Annotated in this window: 12 protein-coding genes; 3 read left to right on the top strand and 9 right to left on the bottom strand. The window is 67.5% G+C overall.

Going from position 1 to position 19,830, the window contains the following annotated elements; genetic code table 11:
• Positions 1-195: 195 nt before the first annotated feature.
• The 8 genes from recQ to FB562_RS13130 form a co-directional block, all read right to left on the bottom strand.
• Positions 196-2,016 (bottom strand): DNA helicase RecQ, encoded by a 1,821-nt coding sequence (gene recQ / locus FB562_RS13165; protein WP_141881764.1) that lies wholly within the window; start codon positions 2,014-2,016, stop codon positions 196-198.
• A gap of 255 nt (positions 2,017-2,271) precedes the next feature.
• Positions 2,272-4,395, bottom strand: coding sequence for an acyl-CoA dehydrogenase family protein (locus tag FB562_RS13160; RefSeq protein WP_141881763.1), 2,124 nt, complete (start codon positions 4,393-4,395; stop codon positions 2,272-2,274).
• Between the two features lie 175 nt (positions 4,396-4,570).
• Positions 4,571-5,515 (bottom strand): CPBP family intramembrane glutamic endopeptidase, encoded by a 945-nt coding sequence (locus tag FB562_RS13155; RefSeq protein WP_141881762.1) that lies wholly within the window; start codon positions 5,513-5,515, stop codon positions 4,571-4,573.
• Between the two features lie 146 nt (positions 5,516-5,661).
• Positions 5,662-6,237 carry a serine O-acetyltransferase EpsC gene (gene epsC, locus FB562_RS13150; RefSeq protein ID WP_141881761.1) on the bottom strand — a complete coding sequence of 192 codons (576 nt, stop codon included), beginning with the start codon at positions 6,235-6,237 and terminating at the stop codon, positions 5,662-5,664.
• Between the two features lie 31 nt (positions 6,238-6,268).
• Entirely contained in the window at positions 6,269-7,204 is a 936-nt protein-coding gene (gene cysK, locus FB562_RS13145) for a cysteine synthase A (RefSeq protein WP_141881760.1), read from the bottom strand.
• Between the two features lie 256 nt (positions 7,205-7,460).
• Positions 7,461-11,516 (bottom strand): ExeM/NucH family extracellular endonuclease, encoded by a 4,056-nt coding sequence (locus FB562_RS13140; protein WP_141881759.1) that lies wholly within the window; start codon positions 11,514-11,516, stop codon positions 7,461-7,463.
• Positions 11,517-11,634: 118 nt separating this feature from the next.
• On the bottom strand, positions 11,635-12,414 hold the full coding sequence (locus FB562_RS13135) for a hypothetical protein (protein WP_141881758.1): 780 nt from the start codon (positions 12,412-12,414) through the stop codon (positions 11,635-11,637).
• A 64-nt stretch (positions 12,415-12,478) separates the two neighbouring features.
• Positions 12,479-13,525 (bottom strand): type IV toxin-antitoxin system AbiEi family antitoxin, encoded by a 1,047-nt coding sequence (locus FB562_RS13130; protein WP_141881757.1) that lies wholly within the window; start codon positions 13,523-13,525, stop codon positions 12,479-12,481.
• Positions 13,526-13,643: 118 nt separating this feature from the next.
• On the opposite strand from FB562_RS13130, the gene FB562_RS13125 reads away from it, so the two are divergent.
• Both FB562_RS13125 and FB562_RS13120 read left to right on the top strand, forming a co-directional pair.
• Positions 13,644-14,555 carry an EamA family transporter gene (locus FB562_RS13125; protein ID WP_141881756.1) on the top strand — a complete coding sequence of 304 codons (912 nt, stop codon included), beginning with the start codon at positions 13,644-13,646 and terminating at the stop codon, positions 14,553-14,555.
• Positions 14,556-15,020: 465 nt separating this feature from the next.
• Positions 15,021-15,893, top strand: a complete 873-nt coding sequence (locus FB562_RS13120; RefSeq protein ID WP_185740588.1) for an endonuclease domain-containing protein — start codon at positions 15,021-15,023, stop codon at positions 15,891-15,893.
• A gap of 345 nt (positions 15,894-16,238) precedes the next feature.
• On the opposite strand, the gene FB562_RS13115 is transcribed toward FB562_RS13120, so the two are convergent.
• The gene (locus FB562_RS13115; protein WP_141881754.1) at positions 16,239-18,467 is read right to left on the bottom strand and encodes a DEAD/DEAH box helicase; all 2,229 of its coding nucleotides are present in this window, start codon (positions 18,465-18,467) and stop codon (positions 16,239-16,241) included.
• Positions 18,468-18,851: 384 nt separating this feature from the next.
• On the opposite strand from FB562_RS13115, the gene FB562_RS13110 reads away from it, so the two are divergent.
• The gene (locus tag FB562_RS13110; protein ID WP_141881753.1) at positions 18,852-19,793 is read left to right on the top strand and encodes an alpha/beta hydrolase; all 942 of its coding nucleotides are present in this window, start codon (positions 18,852-18,854) and stop codon (positions 19,791-19,793) included.
• The last annotated feature ends 37 nt before the right edge of the window (positions 19,794-19,830 follow it).

The raw sequence follows: 19,830 nt of genomic DNA, 5'->3' as shown, positions 1-19,830 counted from the left end.
AGACACCACGCTAACCCCGGTAACTCGCCCGCACAAGGAGGGTTACTCGTCGGTTCTGGTCTCGAGACGGCACTCCGTGCCCCTCGACCAGCAAAGCCACCCGCGGGTTGAGGGACCGAGGAACGAGGTCGTCTCGAAACCCCACCCGCGCACAACCCGGTCTCGAGACGGCACTCCGTGCCCCTCGACCAGCAGCTAAGCCGCGGCGACCACTTCGAGCAGCGCCTGCCCGTACGCGTCGCGCTTCTTCGCGCCGATGCCGGGCAGCGCATCCAGTTCGTCCATCGTCGCCGGCTTCGCCAGGGCGACCGCGCGCAGCGTCGCATCCCCGAACACGATGTACGCCGGAACCCCCTGCTCCTTCGCCTGCTCCGCGCGCCACACGCGCAGCGCCTCGAACAGCTCCACCTGCGCCGGCTCGAGGTCGGCGAGCGCCGCCTGCCGCTTCGGCGCCCTCCGGGCCACCCGCTCCGGTTCGGTGCGCAGCGACACGGCGCGCTCTCCCGAGAGAACGGCGGCCGAGGCATCCGTCAGCGCAAGAATTCCGTACTCACCCTGCGTCGCGAGCAGCCCCTGCGCGAGCAGCTGCCGCACCACCCCGCGCCACTGCTGATCGCTCAGGTCCTCGCCGATGCCCCACGTGGCGAGCTGTTCGTGCCCGTGCTGCAGTGTGCGCGGCGTCTCCTTGCCGCGCAGGATGTCGACCACCTGACCGGCGCCGAATGTCTGATTGCGTTCCCGCTTGAGGCGCACGATCGTCGACAGCAGCTTCTGCGCTGGCACCGTGCCATCCCACGCCTGCGGCGGGTTCAGGCAGGTGTCGCAGTTGCCGCACGGCTGCGACGACTGCCCGAAGTAGGCGAGCAGCTGCACGCGCCGGCACTCGACCGTCTCGCACAGCGCCAGCATCGCATCCAGGTGCGCGCTCATGCGGCGGCGGTGCGCCAGGTCACCCTCCGACTGCTCGATCATGCGGCGCTGCTGCACCACATCCTGCAGCCCGTAGGCCAGCCAGGCGGTCGACGGCAGGCCGTCGCGGCCCGCGCGGCCCGTCTCCTGGTAGTAGCCCTCCACCGACTTGGGCAGGTCCAGGTGGGCGACGAAACGCACATCCGGTTTGTCGATGCCCATGCCGAACGCGATCGTCGCAACCATGACGATGCCGTCCTCGCGCAGGAAGCGTGACTGGTTCGCGGCGCGCACCTCAGCCGGCAGACCCGCGTGGTATGGCAGCGCCGGAATGCCGCTCGAATTGAGGAACTCGGCCGTCTTCTCCACCGATGCGCGCGACAGACAGTACACGATGCCCGCGTCGCCGACATGCTCCGTGCGCAGCAGCTCCAGCAGCTGCCGCTGCGGCTGATTCTTCGCCTCGATGCGGTACTGGATGTTCGGCCGATCGAAACTCGCCACAAAATGTCGCGCATCGTCGAGCTGCAGGCGCAGCGCGATCTCCGCGTGCGTCTGCTCCGTCGCCGTCGCCGTCAGTGCGATGCGCGGCACGGCCGGCCAACGCTCATGCAGCATCGACAACCGCAGATAGTCGGGCCGGAAATCGTGCCCCCACTGCGCCACACAGTGCGCCTCATCGATCGCGAAAAGCGCGATCGTGCCGCGGTCGAGCAGCTGCGCGGTCGACTCGATCGCGAGCCGCTCTGGCGCCAGATACAGCAGATCGACCGCGCCCGCCACGAACGCCGCCTCAACCCTGCGCCGCTCATCCGGCCCCTGCGTCGAATTCAGGAACTCGGCCCGCACGCCCACCGCAGCCAGAGCATCCACCTGATCCTGCATGAGCGCGATCAGCGGCGAAATGACAACCCCCGTGCCCTCGCGCACAAGCGACGGCACCTGATAGCAGAGCGACTTGCCGCCACCCGTCGGCATGAGCACGAGCGCGTCGCCACCGGCGACCACATGACGGATGATCTCCGCCTGGTCGCCGCGAAAACTGTCGTAACCGAAAACCCTGCCGAGCGTCTCGAGTGCCGCATCAGGCGTGGTCGTCTCAGTCATGCCACAAGGCTAGCTGGCGCCGCCGACGAGGCTGGCGAGTTCTCCACAGGTGCGTCCCTGCGCGAGTGGTCAATTCTGGACCCAAGCCGGAGGCGGCGGGGCGACTTTTGACCGCTCACGTAAACGGGCCCGATGTGTCCAGTTTCTGAGTGGTCAATTCTGAACCAAAGAACAGAATCTTGGGCGCAAATATGACCACTCACGAAATTGGGTACCCGTTGAGAGGAGATCCCATCGCGGCGCGGGCGAAGGATGTTACCTCTTCTTTTTGGCCGCCTTGAGCGACTTCTCGTCGACGGGGGCGTCACCGGATGCGCGCAGCGCCTCGTAGTGCGCCCGCGCCTCCTCCTGACGCTCCCGCTCGATGCCGGAGGTGAGGGTCGCGCGCAGGTGCTCCTGCTCGTAACCGAAGGCATCCACCAGATCCTGCAGGTGCGGGCGGAGCCGCGCCAACAGACGATCGATGTACGCCGTCACCGCCTGCGCACGCTGCGGCGACAGGCGACCGTGGATGAGGTACCAGCCGAGGTGCTTCTCGATGAGGCCCAACCCGAACACATCGTGCAGCCACGACAGCACCTGCTTCGTGCCGGCATGCTCCACCTTCTCTAGCGCGCGCGTGAACGCCTCCCACTGCAGCAGCTCGGCGTGGGCGCGGGCCGCCTCGATGAGTTCGTTCTGCAGCGAGTTGAACAGGTCCGCAGCATCCTTCGCCGACATCTTCGACGCCGGGCGCAGCCGCTGTGCGAGCTCGCCCACCATCGTCTCGACGCGGTCGGTGAGCAGCTGCCGCTGCACATCCGTCTCGCGCAGTTCGGTCACGCTGCGCGCCGTCGAACCGAGGTCGCGCACGTTCTGGGCGAGGGTGCGCAGGCCAGCGTCCATCAACCGGCCGGCCGCCTGACCCGCGGCGAAGCGGGCGAGAGCCGCAGCATCCGCCCCCTTGAAACGCCTCGCGTAGTCACCCAGCAGGCGCTTCGACACCAGCTGCAGCAGCACATTGTTGTCACCCTCGAAGGTGACGTACACGTCGAGGTCGGCGCGCAGGCCCGTGAGCCGGTTCTCGGCCATGAAGCCGGCACCGCCGCACGCCTCGCGCGCCTCCTGCAGCGTCTCGAGCGCGTGCCACGTAGACAGCGGCTTCAGCGACGCGGCGATCGTCTCCAGGTCCTCCGCACCATCCGGGTCGGCGCCGCTGAACACGGCGTCGAACTGCACCAGGAACTCGTCATGCGCGAAGATCTGCGCGTACGTCGTCGCCAGCTTCGGGATGAGCCTGCGCTGGTGGCGGCCATAGTCGAGCAGAAACTCCTCGCTCTGCGGGTCGGCCGCGCTGAACTGGCGGCGCTGATTGCCGTAGCCGATCGCGATCGCAAGACCCATGGCGGATGCTGCGGTCGCCGAACCGTCAAGGGAGACGCGCCCCTGCACCAGCGTGCCCAGCATGGTGAAGAAGCGACGACCGGGGCTGTCGATCGGCGAGGAATAGCTGCCGTCCTCGGCGACATCACCGTACTTGTTGAGCAGATTGGTGCGCGGAACCCGCACATCGTCGAAGGCGAGACGGCCATTGTCGATGCCGTTCAGCCCGCCCTTCCAGCCGTCATCGCGGCCCGTCACGCCCGGCAGCCACTCGCCGTCCTCATCCCGGATGGGCACGTAGAAGCAGTGCACACCGTGGTTGACGCCCTTGGTGATGAGCTGCGCGAACACCGTCGCGGCGATGCCGTGCTTGCCGGCGTTGCCCAGGAACTCCTTCCACGCACCCGCGAACGGGGTGTTGATCACAAACTCCTGCGTCGCCTCATCGTAGGTCGCCGTCGTGCCGATGCTCGCAACATCCGAACCGTGCCCGATCTCCGTCATCGCGAACGCGCCCGGAACCTTCAGGCTCAGGATGTCGGGCAGAAAAGTCCTGTGGTGGTAGTCGGTGCCCAGATGCATGACGGCGCTGCCGAACAGGCCCCACTGCACACCCGACTTGATCTGCAGCGACGGGCTCGCCGACACCAACTCCTCGAACGCGGTGATGTTGCCGCCGTTGTCCTCAAGCCCGCCCACCGACTTCGGGAACGCGCGGAGCACCTCGCCCTGCTCCACCAGCAGCCGCAACTGACCGAGCGTGCGCTCGCGCTGCTCGTCAAGGCTCAGCCCCGGCACATCGTGCAGTTCCGGGTTCTTGGCGAACTCGCGGGCCTTGCGGCGAACATCCGCCCACGTACCCATCAGCTGCTCGGTGAGCGACGACACATCGACGGATGCCTCGCCCGATGTCGCATCGAGATGGGCATCGACCTGCGCGGCCAGACTGGGCGCAGGCTCAGCCTTGATGGAAGTCTTCGTTGCTGACTTGCCGGTGCGGGGTGCTGTGTCGACCATGACGTGTTCCTCAACTCCGATGGGTGGAAAACCATACGCCCGAGGCTCGTGACCCCGGCGACGGCGGATACCCCCACGCTAGGCACCCGACCCGGCAAGAGGAAGCCTGCAGTGACGGGGCTACAAAACCCGTCGCGCGGCGCCGAGACTGACTGTGGTAATCCACAAGCGGAGGTCACTCATCCTGTGCATATCCCTGCATTGGAGGTGGGACGGTGGGTGCCGCGGGGAGGACCAGGCGGCGCTCCCTGTGGATGCCGCCCGACATCCGCAACACCAGCCAGGCGTACAGACCCAGCGTCAACGCGGTCACCAGCACGCCCCACGGGCTGCCCTCCGCCGCGTTCACGTCGACCATGCCGAACGCTCCCAGCGCGAAGATCGACGCATTGTTGATCACATGCGCCATGATCGCCGCCTCCAGGCCACCCGTGCGCCACGTGATCCAGCCCGCGAACAGCGCGAACACACCCACATCGAGCAGCCCCCACACGTCATACAGGTGGCCCGCCATGAACAGCGGCACCGGCAACAGGATCGCCCACGCCGGATGCTTCAGCCAGCCGCCGATCGTCTGCATCAGGTAACCCCGGAACACGTACTCCTCCGCCGTCGCCTGCAACGGCACCAACAGCAGCGTCACCGCCAACATCACCCACGTCGACGCCCCCACCTGCGGCGCCACCAGCGGGTCGCCCGCGATCAGCGGAAGCACCAGCAGATACAGAACATAGGATGCCGCGAAGGCGCCCAGCGCGGGCAGCAGAAGCCGGCCCATCCAATGCCACCGCAGCCTGCCCACCACCGACGACAACAGACCCAGCGGGCGCGGCCCCATGATGAGCGTCGCCAGCAGCAGCGCCGGCAGCATCAGCGCGACGACAACCAGCGAATAGGCGAGCACCAGCGGATCAGAGTTGTCGATCACCGTCTCGAAGACGAGACGCTCGAACCCCGCGCCGAAACCCTGCGGGTCGATCAGCGACACCGCGAAGAAGCCGAGCGACACCAGCACCGACAGCAGAACGTAGAACACGATCGCGATCAGGCCCGTCAGGAGCGGCTTGAACCAGCGGTACTTCGGCCACGAGCGGGCCAGACGGTGGAAGGCGAAGTTCACGGTCAGAGCGTATCGAACCCGGCTGAACGGATGCGCGGGGGCGAGACGGTCGCCGTAGACGGCGGCCCCTCAACCGGCTGAGAAATCCGCTGGTCGAGGTGCGCGAGCGCGGAGCGATCGCGCAGTCTCGAGACCAGCCGGGGCGCTCAGATGCTGTAGCTGCCCGGGTCGACGAAGAACTGCTGGTCGAACTCGTGCACGGGCGCGATCGGCCGCGCCTTCGCCGGGCTGCCCACCAGCAGCGACCGGGGCGGCGCATCCTGCAACACGACCGCATGCGCGCCGACGACGCATCCGTCGCCCAGCGTCACCGGGCCGAGCACGGCCGCCCCGGCGCCCACCGTCACATGGTTGCCCAAAGTCGGGTGCCTCTTCGTGCGCTGCGAGGAGCGGCCCCCCAGAGTCACCCCGTGGTACAGCATCACGTCGTCGCCCAGCTCGGCCGTCTCGCCGACGACAACGCCCATGCCGTGGTCGATGAAGAAGCGTCGGCCGATCGTCGCACCCGGGTGGATCTCGACGCCCGTCCACGCGCGCGCCACCTGCGACACCCAGCGCGCCACGAAGAACCAGCGCCACAGCCACAGCCTGTGCGCGACCCGGTACGCCCACACCGCGTGCAGGCCCGAATACAGCCAGAACACCTCCGCATTGCTGCGGGCGGCGGGGTCGCGCAGGCGCGCGGTCGCCACATCCTCACGTATGCGGCCGAAAACACTCACAGCCGAAAGGCTATCCCGGCGAGAGGCCGGATCAGTCCGTCAGGTGCTCGAACAGCACCGTCGACAGGTAGCGCTCACCGAAGTCCGGCACGACGACGACGATCGTCTTGCCCGCGTTCTCGGGGCGCTTCGCCACCTCGACTGCGGCACTCACTGCGGCGCCAGACGAGATGCCCACCAGCAGGCCCTCCTCGGCGGCGAGGCGGCGCGCGAACTCGAGCGACGCATCCAGGGTCACATCCATGACCTCGTCGTAGACGCTCGTGTCGAGGACATCCGGAACAAAGTTCGCACCCAGACCCTGGATCTTGTGCGGGCCCGGCTTGCCGCCGCTGAGGATCGGCGAATCGATCGGCTCGACCGCGATCACCTGCAGGCCCGGCTTGCGCTCCTTCAGCAGCCCGCCGGCGCCCGTGATCGTGCCGCCCGTGCCGATACCGGAGACGAGGATGTCGACAGCGCCATCCGTGTCGGCCCAGATCTCCTCACCCGTCGTCGTGCGGTGGATCAGCGCATTCGCCGGGTTGCCGAACTGGTCAGCCCACACGGCGCCCGGAGTCGACTCGACAAGCTCCTTCGTCTTCTCGACGGCGCCGCGCATACCCTCGCTGCCCGGCGTGAGAACGATCTCAGCACCGAACGCGCGGATGACACCGCGGCGCTCCCGGCTCATCGTGTCAGGCATGACGATGACGACCTTGTAGCCGCGGGCCGCACCCACCATGGCCAGAGCGATACCCGTGTTGCCACTGGTGCCCTCGATGATCGTGCCGCCCGGCTTCAGAGCACCGGATGCCTCAGCCGCGTCGATGATGGCCGCGCCGATGCGGTCCTTCACGCTGTTGGCGGGGTTGTAGAACTCGAGCTTCGCCAGAACGGTGGCGCCAGCGCCATCCGTCACCCGGTTGAGACGCACGAGCGGGGTGTTGCCGATCAGCGCGGAGACGTTGTCAAAGATACGGGCCATGGGTCAGCTGCTTCCTCAGAGGGGGACGGACCCTCAAAGCCTAACCACGCGGTCGCGGCAGACCAAGACGGTTACGGGGGTCACTCGCGGGGGCCGGTCTCGAGACTGTCGCGCCAGAGCGCGACACCTCGACCAGCAGGTAGCCCGCCGGTTGAGGGGTCGCCGTCTACGGCGACCGTCTCGAAACCGCGCCCACGTGCAACCCGCCAGTGGCGGCCTCCTCAACCCGCGAGGGTCGAGGAGGCCGCGCTCCGTTCTAGCGGAGGAGCCAGCCGAGGTACGCGATCAGTTCGTCGATCGCGTCCTGAATGGCGGCGACGATCGCGCCGAAGCCGCTCGCCTTCTTCTGCACCGTGCGGGCGTCCGAGGTGGCGGAGCCGTCGGTGTAGCCGTCCTTCGATGCGGTGACCGTCACGGTCAGCTTGGCTCCCGCATCCGACTGCACCAGCTTGTAGCGTTCGCCGGTGGCTCCCGCGATCGGCTGGCCGTTGCGGTTCCACTGGTACGAGTAGGCGACGCCGCTCTCGCTCCAGCGGCCCTCGTTCACGCTGACCGTCTTGCCGACGCGCACGGGCCCCGTGATGAGCGGTCGCTTCAGTGACTCAATGGCCTGTTCGGCCGCCTGGACCTCGATCGGAACATCAACCGAGGTGCCCGTCTCCGGAACGGTCACCGTGAGCAGCTGCGGTCCGGAGACCCCTGCCGGGATGGTGACGGTGACGGATGCGCGACCCTGCTCGTCGGTGGTGTCGACGATTGCGGGGTCGATCGCGGCCGTGCCGAGCACCGTGTCGCCGAGGCTCACCTCGACGTTCGCCTCGGCCGGGCCGCCGCGGCTGAACAGCAGCGACGACAGGTCGAGCGTCAGCTGGTCGCCCGCCGCGTACGGTCCCTCCGAGGAGAGGCGGACGCCGACGGCGCGCTGCTCGTAGGAGGGCGCCGCGACCGGGTTGGCGGTGAAGTAGTCGACCATGGCCTGCAGGTCGATTCGGCCGCTGTCGGCAGGGTTCGCGCCCTGGCCGAGGGTGGTGAAGTTGTCGCCGCCCGCCGCGAGGAACGAGTTGGCGACGACCTTGTATTCACCGGCCGGGTCGATGGCTTCACCGTTCAGGGTGATCGACGTCACATGTGCACCGGATGCCGCGGCCGGGTCGTACGTGTACTCGAGGCCCTCCGAGATGCCCAGCTTGAGGAAGGGGCGCTGTGCCCCCGCCGGCTGCCACTGCTCTTCGAGCACCTGCTTCAGCTGGGCTCCGGTGAGCGTCAGCGTGGTGAGCGTGTTCGCGAACGGCTGCACTGCGGCGGCCTCCGCGTAGGTCACATTGCCGTCGGGGTCATTCGCGCCACTGGACTCGAACACGAGATCGGCGCGCAGGCCACCCGGGTTCATGATGGCGATCTGGGCACCCAGCTCGGATGCCGCCCACAGCTGCACGTCGGCGACGAAGTTGCCGAGTGTCGACTCACCTCCGCGGTTCTCCGGGAACGGCGTCGTGCCGGCCGGGTTCTGCACCGCGCGGTAGAGGGATCCCTCGATCTGGCCGACCGAGACGGCACCCAGCTCTGAGGCGACAGCCACAGCATCCGCGACGATCGCTTCGACTGCCGCATTCGGGGTGAAGCCGGTGATGGGCTTCACCTCGGCTGCGATGGTCTCGATGTCGCCGGTCTGTGCATCGACGGAGAGCTCGATGTGGCCGTAGTTGGCCCCGTACTGGCCCGCCGAGATGACGATACGCGGATGCTCCATGCCGTCGATCGCGACCTCATGGTCGTAGGCGAGGTGCGTGTGCGCTGAGACGATCGCATCCACACTCGCGTCCGTGTCCTTGACGATCTTGCCGAAGGCCGAGTCATCCGTCGAAGAGGAGATGTCGGGGGTCGCCGCGCCCTCATGGACGAGCAGCACCAGAACGTCGGCCTCACCGTTGGACTCATCGCCGTCGCTGAGCTCCCCGGCGACACGGTTGACCTCAGGAACGACCGGCCTGACGTCGAGCGTCTCGATTCCGGCGGGGCTGACCAGCTCGGGCAGCGCCTCCGTGACGGCACCGATGTAGCCGACCGTCACACCGTCGAACTCCTGAAGGAAGTACTCGTCGTAGGCGGGAGCACCCGTCGTGGTGTCGTACAGGTTGGCGGCCAGGTAGGGCCAGTTGGCGGCGTCGAGGATGCGATCGTCGACATCCGCGCGTCCCTTGTCGAACTCATGGTTACCGAAGGAGCTCGTGTCGAGCCCGATCTCGTTGAGCACGTCGATGGTGGGCTGGTCGTTCTGGATGAACGAGGTGAAGGTGGATGCGCCGATCAGGTCACCGGCTCCGACGAACGCCGTGTTGGGGTTCTGCGCCCGCCAGTAGTCGACCATCCCGCCGAGCTGGGCGGCACCGGGAACGCCGCTGCCGGCCTCCAGCCGACCATGGAAGTCGTTGGTGGTGAGGATGTCGATCTCGACCGGGGCCACCTCGCTGCTCACGCCGACGAGGATCGGGTCGTGGTCACTCGAGCGGAACACCGTGCCCGCCTCAGCGGCACCGAACGCGAAGCCGCGGTCGGACCACTCGGGCGAGTTGATGCCCCACACGCCGACGCCCGTCACATACTCGGCGAGCGAGGGGGTGGCGAGTACATGGTCGAGCGAGCCGAGCTCACCGTCGAAGGTATACGTGTACTGGCCGTCCGTGCGCTCGGGCAGCAGGTCGACATAGCCGGCACCGGTGAACACCTGGATGGGGTCCTCCTGCGCGTAGGCGTTGAAGTCGCCGATGAGGAACACATCGTCGCTCTTCGCCGGGTCGGCGGTGATGCCGTCGACGAAACCGACCAGACGCTCCGCCATTGCGGTGCGCTCGGCGTTGAACTTGCCCTGGCCGTCGGCCGGCTCCGCCCCATCGCCGCTCTTCGACTTGAAGTGGTTGGCGACGACCGTGAACACCTTGCCGGTGCCCTCCGACTCGAAGGTCTGCGCGACCGGGATGCGGGCCATGTCCCACACGGCGTCGACGTCGGCGAAGCTGTCGCCCACAGGCGTGACGACGGCCGGCTTGTAGATGATGGCGCTCGTGATGAAGTCGGTCACGTCGGCATTGTTCAGCTCCGCCGGGGTGGCGGCGTACGCCCAGGTGCCGGCACCAGCAGCAGCGTTGAGGCCGTCGACCAGATCGGCGAGCGCCTCATCGAGCGGCTCGCCCAGCTTGACCGAGTTCTCGATCTCCTGAAGGGCCACAACATCCGCGCCGAGGCCATTGATGGCGGCCACGATCTTGGACTTCTGGATGGCGAACTTCTCGGCAGTGGCCGCACCGCGGGCCTGCGAGTTCTGGCTGGTGAGAGTCGTGAAGTAGTTGAAGACGTTGAACGCCGCCACCTGGAAGTCACCGCCCACCTCGGGGGCGACCTCCGGCCGCGGGTTCGTGCTCGTGAACGTGGGCTTCGACTCGGCCGGGCTCGCATCGGTGAGCGGCACGGTCGGCTGCAGGCGCCAGTCGTCGAACCCGTACTGAAGGACGTACGGCTGCGGGAAGGTGACCGTGTCGCCGTTGCGCACCACAGCATCCGTCGTGAAGTACGGCTGCTCACCCGGATGCGAATTGTTGCTGATCTGGATGCTGTAGCCGTCATCGAGCAGGATGCGGTTGGCCCTGTTGGCTGCCGCGATCGCGTCGGCCGCGGGGCCGGCATCCGTCGTCTCGGTGCTCTTGACGGCCTGCGCTCCCGCATTCAACCAGAGGGTTCCGAAGTTGTAGAGCTGGTGGCTCGAGCTCAGCAGGTAGCTGCCCGTGGGGGTGACCAGCTGGTTCTCGAGGGACTCGCGCGCGTCACCGACGACGCTGTCGGGGAGCGCGGTCGCCTCGGGCACGCCGACGCCGGCCGAGACAAGCTCGGTGGCTGCCGCGCTCGACGCCGTGATCTGCGTCTGCCCGAAGTACTCGCCGGCGGTGCCGGTGACCCGCACCAGGTCGCCGATTGCGACGGCGGGATTCGCGTTGCTCAGAAAGACGAAGATTCCGTCGGAAGCGCCGGGCGTGGCATCCGTCGCCCCTCCCGAACCCTGCGTCTGGATGACGATTCCGCGATAGCCGGATGCCCCGCGGTAGTCGGCAGTGACGACACCCTCGACCGTGACAACCGCGCCATTGAGCGGGGTCGTGGCGCCCGTGCCCTGCACATCGGCGATCGAATGGGTGACCTCTGCCGCGGTCGCGGCGGTCGCGCCGAGCCCGGAGAAGGCGAGCGCGAGCGCACTCAGCGAGGCGATCGCTGCGAGTCGGCCCCTCCGCGAGTGATTACGTTGGGGGGCCGATTCTGGCATCAGTGCGTCTCCTATCCGAGGCACGCCCGGAGTCGGCGCGCGCAGGCCACGCCCCCTGTTCGGGGGTCACAGTGACGATAACCCGTACCGCCGACGTTGCCAAGGGAGTTCCAAGGATTTAACCTTGCGTTCTCCGCGTCGCCGCATGGTCGGCTTCGAACGCCGCACCGAATTGCATCATCGCCGTCACCGCATCCTGCGCGAGGATCTCACTGGGAGTCGGGTCACCTGCCGCGAGCGAAGATGCGACGAACCCCAGCGGCCCCTCCGACTCGGCGCTCATGTACTTCGCCGTGGCCTGCCTGACGATGTCGGCAAAGTCATGCAGGGGATTCGCCGGAACAGCAGCAGCAGCGGCACGACCTGCAGCCATCGGCCCACCGTTGTCGTTGCGAAGAACGACGAAGGCGAGATCATAGAAGTCCTTCTCGAGCGCCCGGCTCACCACTGCCGTGGCCTTAGCCAACAGGTAACCTCCCAAGCCGGCGAAGCGAGCTGTGATCGGCGCCCCAAGCGCGGAGCGGATCTCCAACTCGATGGCGTCGTGCGCCGCAGGCCCGGGGCCTGCAAAGTTCAGGGCACTCACGTTCCTCGTTCCAGGTAGCCGAAGCGGCAACCCCGGACCATCGGGGACATCGCAGATGAACTCGAGGATGACCGACAGCTCGTCGATCCTGACCTCCCACTGCCAGCCCCCGCTGCCGGAAAGCGAGATGAATCCGGAATCGACTAGCGCATCCTCGAGCCAGCCGAAATCGAGTTCGTCGCGATCGAAGAATGGGCCGAGCTCAAGCAGGATGTCGACATCAATGGTCCCCTGATGTGGCACGACAGAGCGGGTCGTAAGGGTGGCTGGCACCATTCCGCCGATCACCGTCATCGTTGAAACGTCATCCACCTTGGACATGAGTTTCGACAACGCCTTCTCCGCCAGGAGTCGAGCCGGTTCCGAGCGCGCAGCCTCACCAGCCAATGGCGATCCTCCTCAGATGCTCTGCCGCATCCTCCCCCCGGCCCCCAAGTCTCAGCAGGTCACCATACAGCCGGATCGGGGAGACGACCCGAATGCCATTGAGCATTTCGGCATCCTTCAGCACCACGCCATCCGCCCTCAGGAGCCGCACGCGCTCCCCGGATTCGACGCGCCGCAATCCGGCCATCGTCGCGCGACGCTCGAGATCGGCGTCGAAGGTGTTCGCATCAACATAGACGGAGACCGTCTGCACATCTGACACCATCGGGGCTCGCATGTCGGCGGCGAGCCAGTCCGTCACCGCCCAATCGGGTGTCGCCACGATTGCACCGAGCTCCGTGGAGGCGAAGTCGTGGGCGCCAGGCCAGAGGGCGTGCATCAGGATGCCCTCGCTCCGCTGCTGCCGGTGCCAGCCAGCCCAGTCGCTGAGGAGTCGAGATGAGTCGGCAAGCAATCGTCGCGCCGTCGGGCCACGATCGCCTCCCTCCTTGCGCGTGTAGCCGCGCGCATCAAAGGACTGCAACACCTGCGCGGTGCGGCCAGCTGAGACTCCCGCGTGTTCGGCCACCATGTCTCCGGTGGCGATCAGGCCGTTCGGCTTCGAGCCGCTCTTCAGGGCCGCACTGAGCAGGGTCTCGGCTATCAGCGCGGACGCCCGAGTCCAGCCTTCACGCTGTGGCTTTGGTTTCGGCTCGCCTCGACCACTCGTCGTCACCACCACGGACGGGAGACTGATCCACGCACTTCCCGTCTCATCCGCCCAATTGTGTCCGAGCTCAGCGAGTTCCCGACGGGCACCTCGCGAGAACTGACGCGCCACCATCACCACCCCTTCGGAGGGCTCAGCCTGAAGGCGATGGAGCGCGGCATGGAGGTCCCTGGGGAACCCCTGACCCGCCCAAACCGGACGCAGGATCACACGCCCACCGCTCAGTTCGAGTTCGATGGAGTCGCGGCCGGGGTGAGCGACGGCATGGAGCGCATCGGGTAGCGCATCGAGCACCGTCGAGATCGCTCTCTTGTTCACATCTGTCACCTAATTCACTGTACAGCAAATTAGTGGTATTTGTTGAATTAATTCGTCGCTCGGATGCCTTCCGTGGGTCCCGGCCCACGTGGCGGGTCTCGAGACACGGGGCCGGTAGCGTTTACTCATGCTGACTGTCATCGTGGGCCTCACCGGCGCCCTCATCTTCGGCTCGGCCGACTTCCTGGGCGGGCTGGCCTCGAAGCGCATCAGCAGCATCCGGGTGACGGCGATCGCCGCCGCCACCGGACTTGTCGTTCTGCTGCTCGCGCTGCCCGTGATCGGCGGGGCCTGGTCGTACGAGGCGGTGCTGTTCGGTGCGCTGAGCGGCATCGCCGGCGCCGGCGCCATCGTTCTGCTGTATGCGTGCCTCGCGATCGGGCCCATGAGCATCCTGTCGCCGCTGACCGCCCTCGTGTCGGCGGTCGTGCCCATGACGGTGGGTCTCGCCCGCGGCGAACAGTTCGGCCTGATCGGCTACATCGCCCTCGGGGTTGCGCTCGTCGCGGTTGTGCTCGTCGGCTTCGTGCCCGAGAAGGATGCCGTGCGCCCGTCACTGAGGGCGCTCACCATGGCGGTGGGCTCGGGCGCGCTGATCGGCGTGTTCATGATCCTGATCGACCTGACACCGGATGACTCGGGGCTCGTGCCGCTCATCGCCAACCGTGCCGCGAACGGCGCGCTCATGTGGGCTGCGATCGCCGTTCTTGCCATTCTTGCGACCAGGAAGAGCCGCACCTCTTCGAGCAGCCCGATCACAGAACCGTCCGACGTGGTCGCCACCACCCACTCGAATCACCCGTGGCTGTCGGGCCTGAGACTTGCGCTTCTGTGCGGTGCCCTGGATGCGGTGGCCAACTCGGTCATGCTGCTGGGGCTGCGACTGGGCGAACTCTCCGTCATGTCGGTTCTGACGGCGATGTACCCGGCCGGCACCATCATCCTGGCGGCGATCGTGCTGCGGGAGAAGCTGACCGCGCTGCAGATCGTCGGGCTCGCACTCGCGATCGCGGCAGCCGGGATGCTCGCGCTGGCCTGAGCGACAGCCGCACGCTACGCGGCCGCGCCCCGCCCGCCGCGCCGCACCCGCCCCACCTCACCGCCTGACCCCTGCCTCACCCGCCGCACCCGCCTCGCCGCGCCCGCCCCACCTCGCCGCGCCCGCCCCGCGCCACTTGACCCCTGCCTCGCCCCGCGCCACCTGACCCCTGCCTCGCCCCGCCCCGCGCCGAAAACGAGGAGGTTTTCGCGCAGCAGCACGCAATCGAGGATGATCTTCCACACCAAAGCGGCTCTCTCCTCGATTTCGGCATCCGGCATCCGGCATCCGGCATCCGCGCATCTCAGAGATCAAGGAGCGCGTCGCACCTCCGCCAGCGTCGAGGCGCGCGACAGCAAACTCTCCGCCCGACGCTCCTCCTCCACATACGACACAGCATCCACGCCGTGCACAGATCGATGAAGCGCAGGCAAACACGGCGGGATGCGCTGCAACGCTGACCCCATGACGCTCATCGCGAGTCTGACCCGCCTCGGCGGTCTCGCCGGGAGACGGCAGCTCGCGCTGCTCGGACACGGCAGACACATCATCGACGCTGCGCTACAGGAAGGAAACGTGTTGCCGGTGAGGCGCGGTTGGGTCGGCCTCGCCGTGGCCAACCAGCTCGCCATCGACGCCGTGCTCGCGGGAGGTCGCCTCACCGGCCCGCCGGCACTTCGCTCGCATCGCGTGTGGAACGGCGACGACCTTCGCAACCACATCCAGTTCAGACCCAACGCTAATCCTGTGCCGCAGCATCCGCTCACCCCTCTCGATCGCTTCGCCCCGCCACGCTTCGGCCACCACGGCACCGTTCGGCACTGGGCGAACGCGGGGCCGAACCCCGTCACAGCGCCCGGGTGGCGGGTTCCCGTCGAGGATGCGATTCTCCGTTTTGTGAGAACGGAAAGTGCCGAGCAGGTGGTTGCGTGCCTCGAGAGCGCCGTCCACACTGGGGCACTGACGCGTGCGCAGCTCGCCGCCGTCGTGGCCCGGATGCCGGTGCGGCTTCACAGCGTTGCGCGGCGGTGCACATTCGCGGCAGGGTCTGGGCTCGAGAGCATCGCCCGTCTGCGGCTCGAAGATCTGCGGATGCTCGTCGACCAGCAGGTGCGGATCGGCCCCGACACCGTCGATCTCGTCATCGACGGGTGGGTCGTGGTCGAGCTCGACGGCGATGAATGGCACGACCCGGTCGCCGACCGCATCCGCACGAACCGGCTGGTCCGAGCAGGTTACGTGGTGCTCAGATTCGGGAGCGCCGAGGTGCTTCAGCACTGGGATGAGACGCTCGCGACGATCCAGACGGCGCTACGAGCGCGGCTTTGGTCGCGCTGAGCGCAGTCGTGCCTTGCTCATCGGATGCGATGGGTGCAGCAATCGAGGACGAAGTGGGTCGAGCGCGACTTTACGTCCTCGAATACGCGTTGTTGCGGGAAAACCTCCTCGTTTTCGGGGGAGGGGGCGGAGAGAGAAACGAGGGGGAGGAGGAGAGACGCGAAAGGGAGGAGGGGGAAGGAAGAGGGGCGGGGCGGGAGCGCGCGGGAGGGAGCGAGCGCGCGGGAGGGAGCGAGCGCGCGGGAGGGAGCGAGCGCGCGGGAGGGCGCGCGGCAGGAGGCTGGGGCGGGACGCGAAAGGCGCCCACCCCGTGCGGGGTGGGCGCCTTTGCGTTGTTCGCAGCTGCTACAGCGCGGCGAGGGTGTCGAGGAACTCGTCGCCCGGGGTCACCTGGTGCATGGTCGCGTCGATCTCGGCGCGGCCGAGCAGCTCGTCCATGCGGCGGCGGCGGCTGCGGTTGATGAGCGTCACCACGGTGCCCTGCTTGCCGGCGCGGCCCGTGCGGCCCGAACGGTGCAGGTACGTCTTGTACTCGTCCGGCGGGTCGGCCTGGATCACGAGCGAGATGTCATCGACGTGGATGCCGCGGGCCGCAACATCCGTCGCCACCAACACGTTCACCCGACCGCTCGTGAGCATCTGCAGGTTGCGCGTGCGGCGCGACTGGTTGAGGTCACCGTGCAGCGACGTGGCCGGAACGCCGGCATCGTCGAGCATGTCGGCGAGCTCCTCAGCGAACGCACGCGTGCGGGCGAAGATCAGCGTCTTGCCCGCACCCGCAGCAAGCTGCTCGATGATGGCACGCTTGTCGCGCTGCTCGATGAGCAGCACCTTGTGGTCGATGGTGCTCGACGCCTGGTCCTCACCAGCGACCTCATGCACCGACGGGTTCACCAGGAACTGCTTCACCAGCGTGGCGACACCCTTGTCGAGGGTCGCAGAGAAGAGCAGCTTCTGGCCGCCCTTCTTCGTCTGCTCCAGGATGCGCTGCACAGGCTCAAGGAAGCCCAGGTCGCACATGTGGTCGGCCTCATCGAGCACAGTGATCGCAACCTGGCTCAGGTCGAGGCGGCCCTGGTCGACAAGATCCTCGACACGACCGGGAGTCGCGATGACGATGTCGACACCGCGGCGCAGCGTCATGACCTGCTTCTGCTGAGGAACCCCGCCGACGATCGTCGTGGTGTGCATGCCGACGCTGCGGGCGATGGGCTGCACGGTACGGTCGATCTGCATGGCCAGCTCGCGGGTCGGAGCGAGGATGAGCGCACGAGGTTTGCGGCCCTCAGTGCGACCCTTGCCGCCACCGTTCTCCATGAGGCGCTCAACGAGCGGGGCGCCGAACGCGATCGTCTTGCCCGAGCCCGTCTTGCCGCGGCCCAGAACATCCCTGCCGGAAAGAACATCAGGGATCGTCGCCGCCTGAATCGGGAACGGTGCCGCGGCACCCATCGCGGCCAACTGGCGCGTGATGTTGTCGCCCAGACCGAGATCGCCGAACGTCTTGCCGTCTACCTCACCCGCGGTGAGCACCTGCGCCTCGAGACGCTCCAGCACGACATCCTCGTGCGGGCCCGAGTGCTGCTTCGCGTCACGCGAAGGGTAGAGGTCGGATTCGCGACGCGGGGGACGCTCGTCGTAGCTGCGCTTCGGACGGTCGTTGTAGGACGGGCGGTCGTTGTAGGACGGACGGTCGTTGTAGGACGGGCGGTCACCGTACGCAGGGCGCTCCGTGCGGGCGGCGCGGTCGTTGTACGACGGACGCTCCGTGCGGCTCTCACCACGGTTGTAGGCGGGACGATCGGCGCCGCGATCCTTGTTATAGGCCGGGCGGTCACCACGGTCGTTGTACGACGGACGCTCGCTGCGATCGTTGTACGACGGACGCTCACGACGCTCGAAACCGCCATCGCGCTTGGGACGGTCATCGAAAGAGCGCTGCGGGCGGTCACCGTACGCAGGGCGCTCCTTGTTGTATGCGGGACGCTCGGTGCGGTCCTTGTTGTACGCCGGACGCTCGCCACGGTCGTTGTACGACGGACGCCCACTGCGGTCGCTGTTGTACGCCGGGCGCTCACGACGCTCGAAGCCACCGTCACGCTGCGGGCGGTCATCGCGCTTCGGACGGTCGTCGAAGGAACGCTGCGGACGGTCGCCGTACGCAGGGCGCTCCGTGCGGTTCGCGCGGTCACCATATGCGGGGCGCTCACGACGCTCGAAACCACCATCGCGCTGCGGGCGCTCATCGAAGGAACGCTGCGGGCGGTCGTCGAAGGAACGCTTCGGACGGTCACCGTAGGTGGGCCGCTCGGCACCCGGGCGGCTGGAGCGGTTCGCGCGATCGCCGTACGGGGTGCGAGCCGGGGCCTCCTCGCGGGGAGACCAGTCGGGGCGACGGTCCGTCGACGGGCGGCTGTCGCCTGTGCGCGTGGCACGGTCATCCGCATTCCAGCGCTTCTTCGCAGGCGCGCTGTCGGGGCGGTGTCCGCGGTGGCTGGCGCTGCGGCTGCCGGCACCCTTGGGGGCGTCGAACTTCTTGCCCGCAGAGGATTTGTTCTTGGAATAGTCAGGCATGGTCGTGCTTTCCGGGTTGTAACAAGTGCATGGCAGGGCACAGCACATCTTGTGCTGCGCTACTGAGAGGAAACCCGGGCAATCTTTGGCCAGGACCGTTCACATACGTGATTTCTCCTCTGACATCAGGGAGTAGCTGATGCGAGGAAACGGCCCCAAAGACTTACAAACCCATACGCGATACTTCGCGCTGTCTAGAGCCGACCTGCCTACGTTACCTGATGCCGCCCCCGAAAGCGAGCATGAGCATCCGGCCACTCACGCCCCGAACGGATGCGCGAAAGGCCAATACTCACCCCCGGATGCCCGGGGTGGGGCGGATATCGACCGCTCGCGAGATCCGCACGATCGAGGGAAACGAAAGCGGGTTAGAGTATCCGCACCATGAAGCAGCACGCCGGCACCCGCGCCCTCGTCGGCATGCTCGCCCTGGCCCTCACGGTCGGCATCGCTGTCGCCGGATGCGCGCCCGCCGCAGTCGACAGCATCCGGCCGGCCGCTGTCGATGATGTGCTGCCCATCTACGCCGACATCGTCGTGAACGAGAACCTGGCCTACGGTGAGCGCGACGGTCAACCGCTGCTGCTCGACGCCTGCCAGCCCGCCGACGCCGCCGCCAGCGCCCTCAACAATGGGCCGCGCAGGGCCGTCATCTCCGTGCACGGCGGCAGCTGGCGATCCGGCGACAAGGCAGACCCCGCCTGGCGGAACGTGTGCGAATGGCTCGCCTCCGAAGGCTTCATCGCCTTCTCCGTCGGGTACAGCCTCGCGCCGGGACATCCGTTCCCCGCGGGAATCGACGACATCCGCGCCGCCATCTCATGGCTGCGTGCACCAGAACAGGTGGAGGCTTACGGCTACGACCCGGCGCTCATCGGCGCCTTCGGCGGATCCGCCGGCGGCAACCTCGTGTCGCTGCTCGCAACATCCGGAGCAGGGCCCTGGGATGTCGGCACGCGCGTCGCCGCAGTCGTCGACCTCAGCGGGCCCATCGACCTCACCACGGCCGGCCTCGACATGCTGCCCGACGGCTTCGCACAGCGCCAGCTCGACTACCTCGGCTGCGCCGACTACGACCGCTGCGACGCGGCAGCCGCGGCATCCCCCAACCACCAGGTCGACCCCAGCGACCCGCCGCAGCTCATCGTGCACGCTGAAGACGAATACATTCCGGCCGCGCAAGGACAACTGATGGCGGATGCGCTGCGCTCGGCAGGCGTGCCCGTCACGTTAGAGACGGTGCCGGGCGACGGCCACTCGCTCGAACTGCTCGACGACGAGCTGCGCGGACAGATCGTGGAGTTCCTGCGGGGGGCGCTGCGGTAGTTGCCCGTTGGTGCGGTTTCGAGACGGCCGCGGGCGG

The sequence above is a fragment of the Homoserinimonas aerilata genome, from assembly GCF_006716125.1.
Taxonomy (GTDB): Bacteria; Actinomycetota; Actinomycetes; order Actinomycetales; family Microbacteriaceae; genus Homoserinimonas; species Homoserinimonas aerilata.
This window is presented reverse-complemented; position numbering and strand designations above follow the sequence as displayed.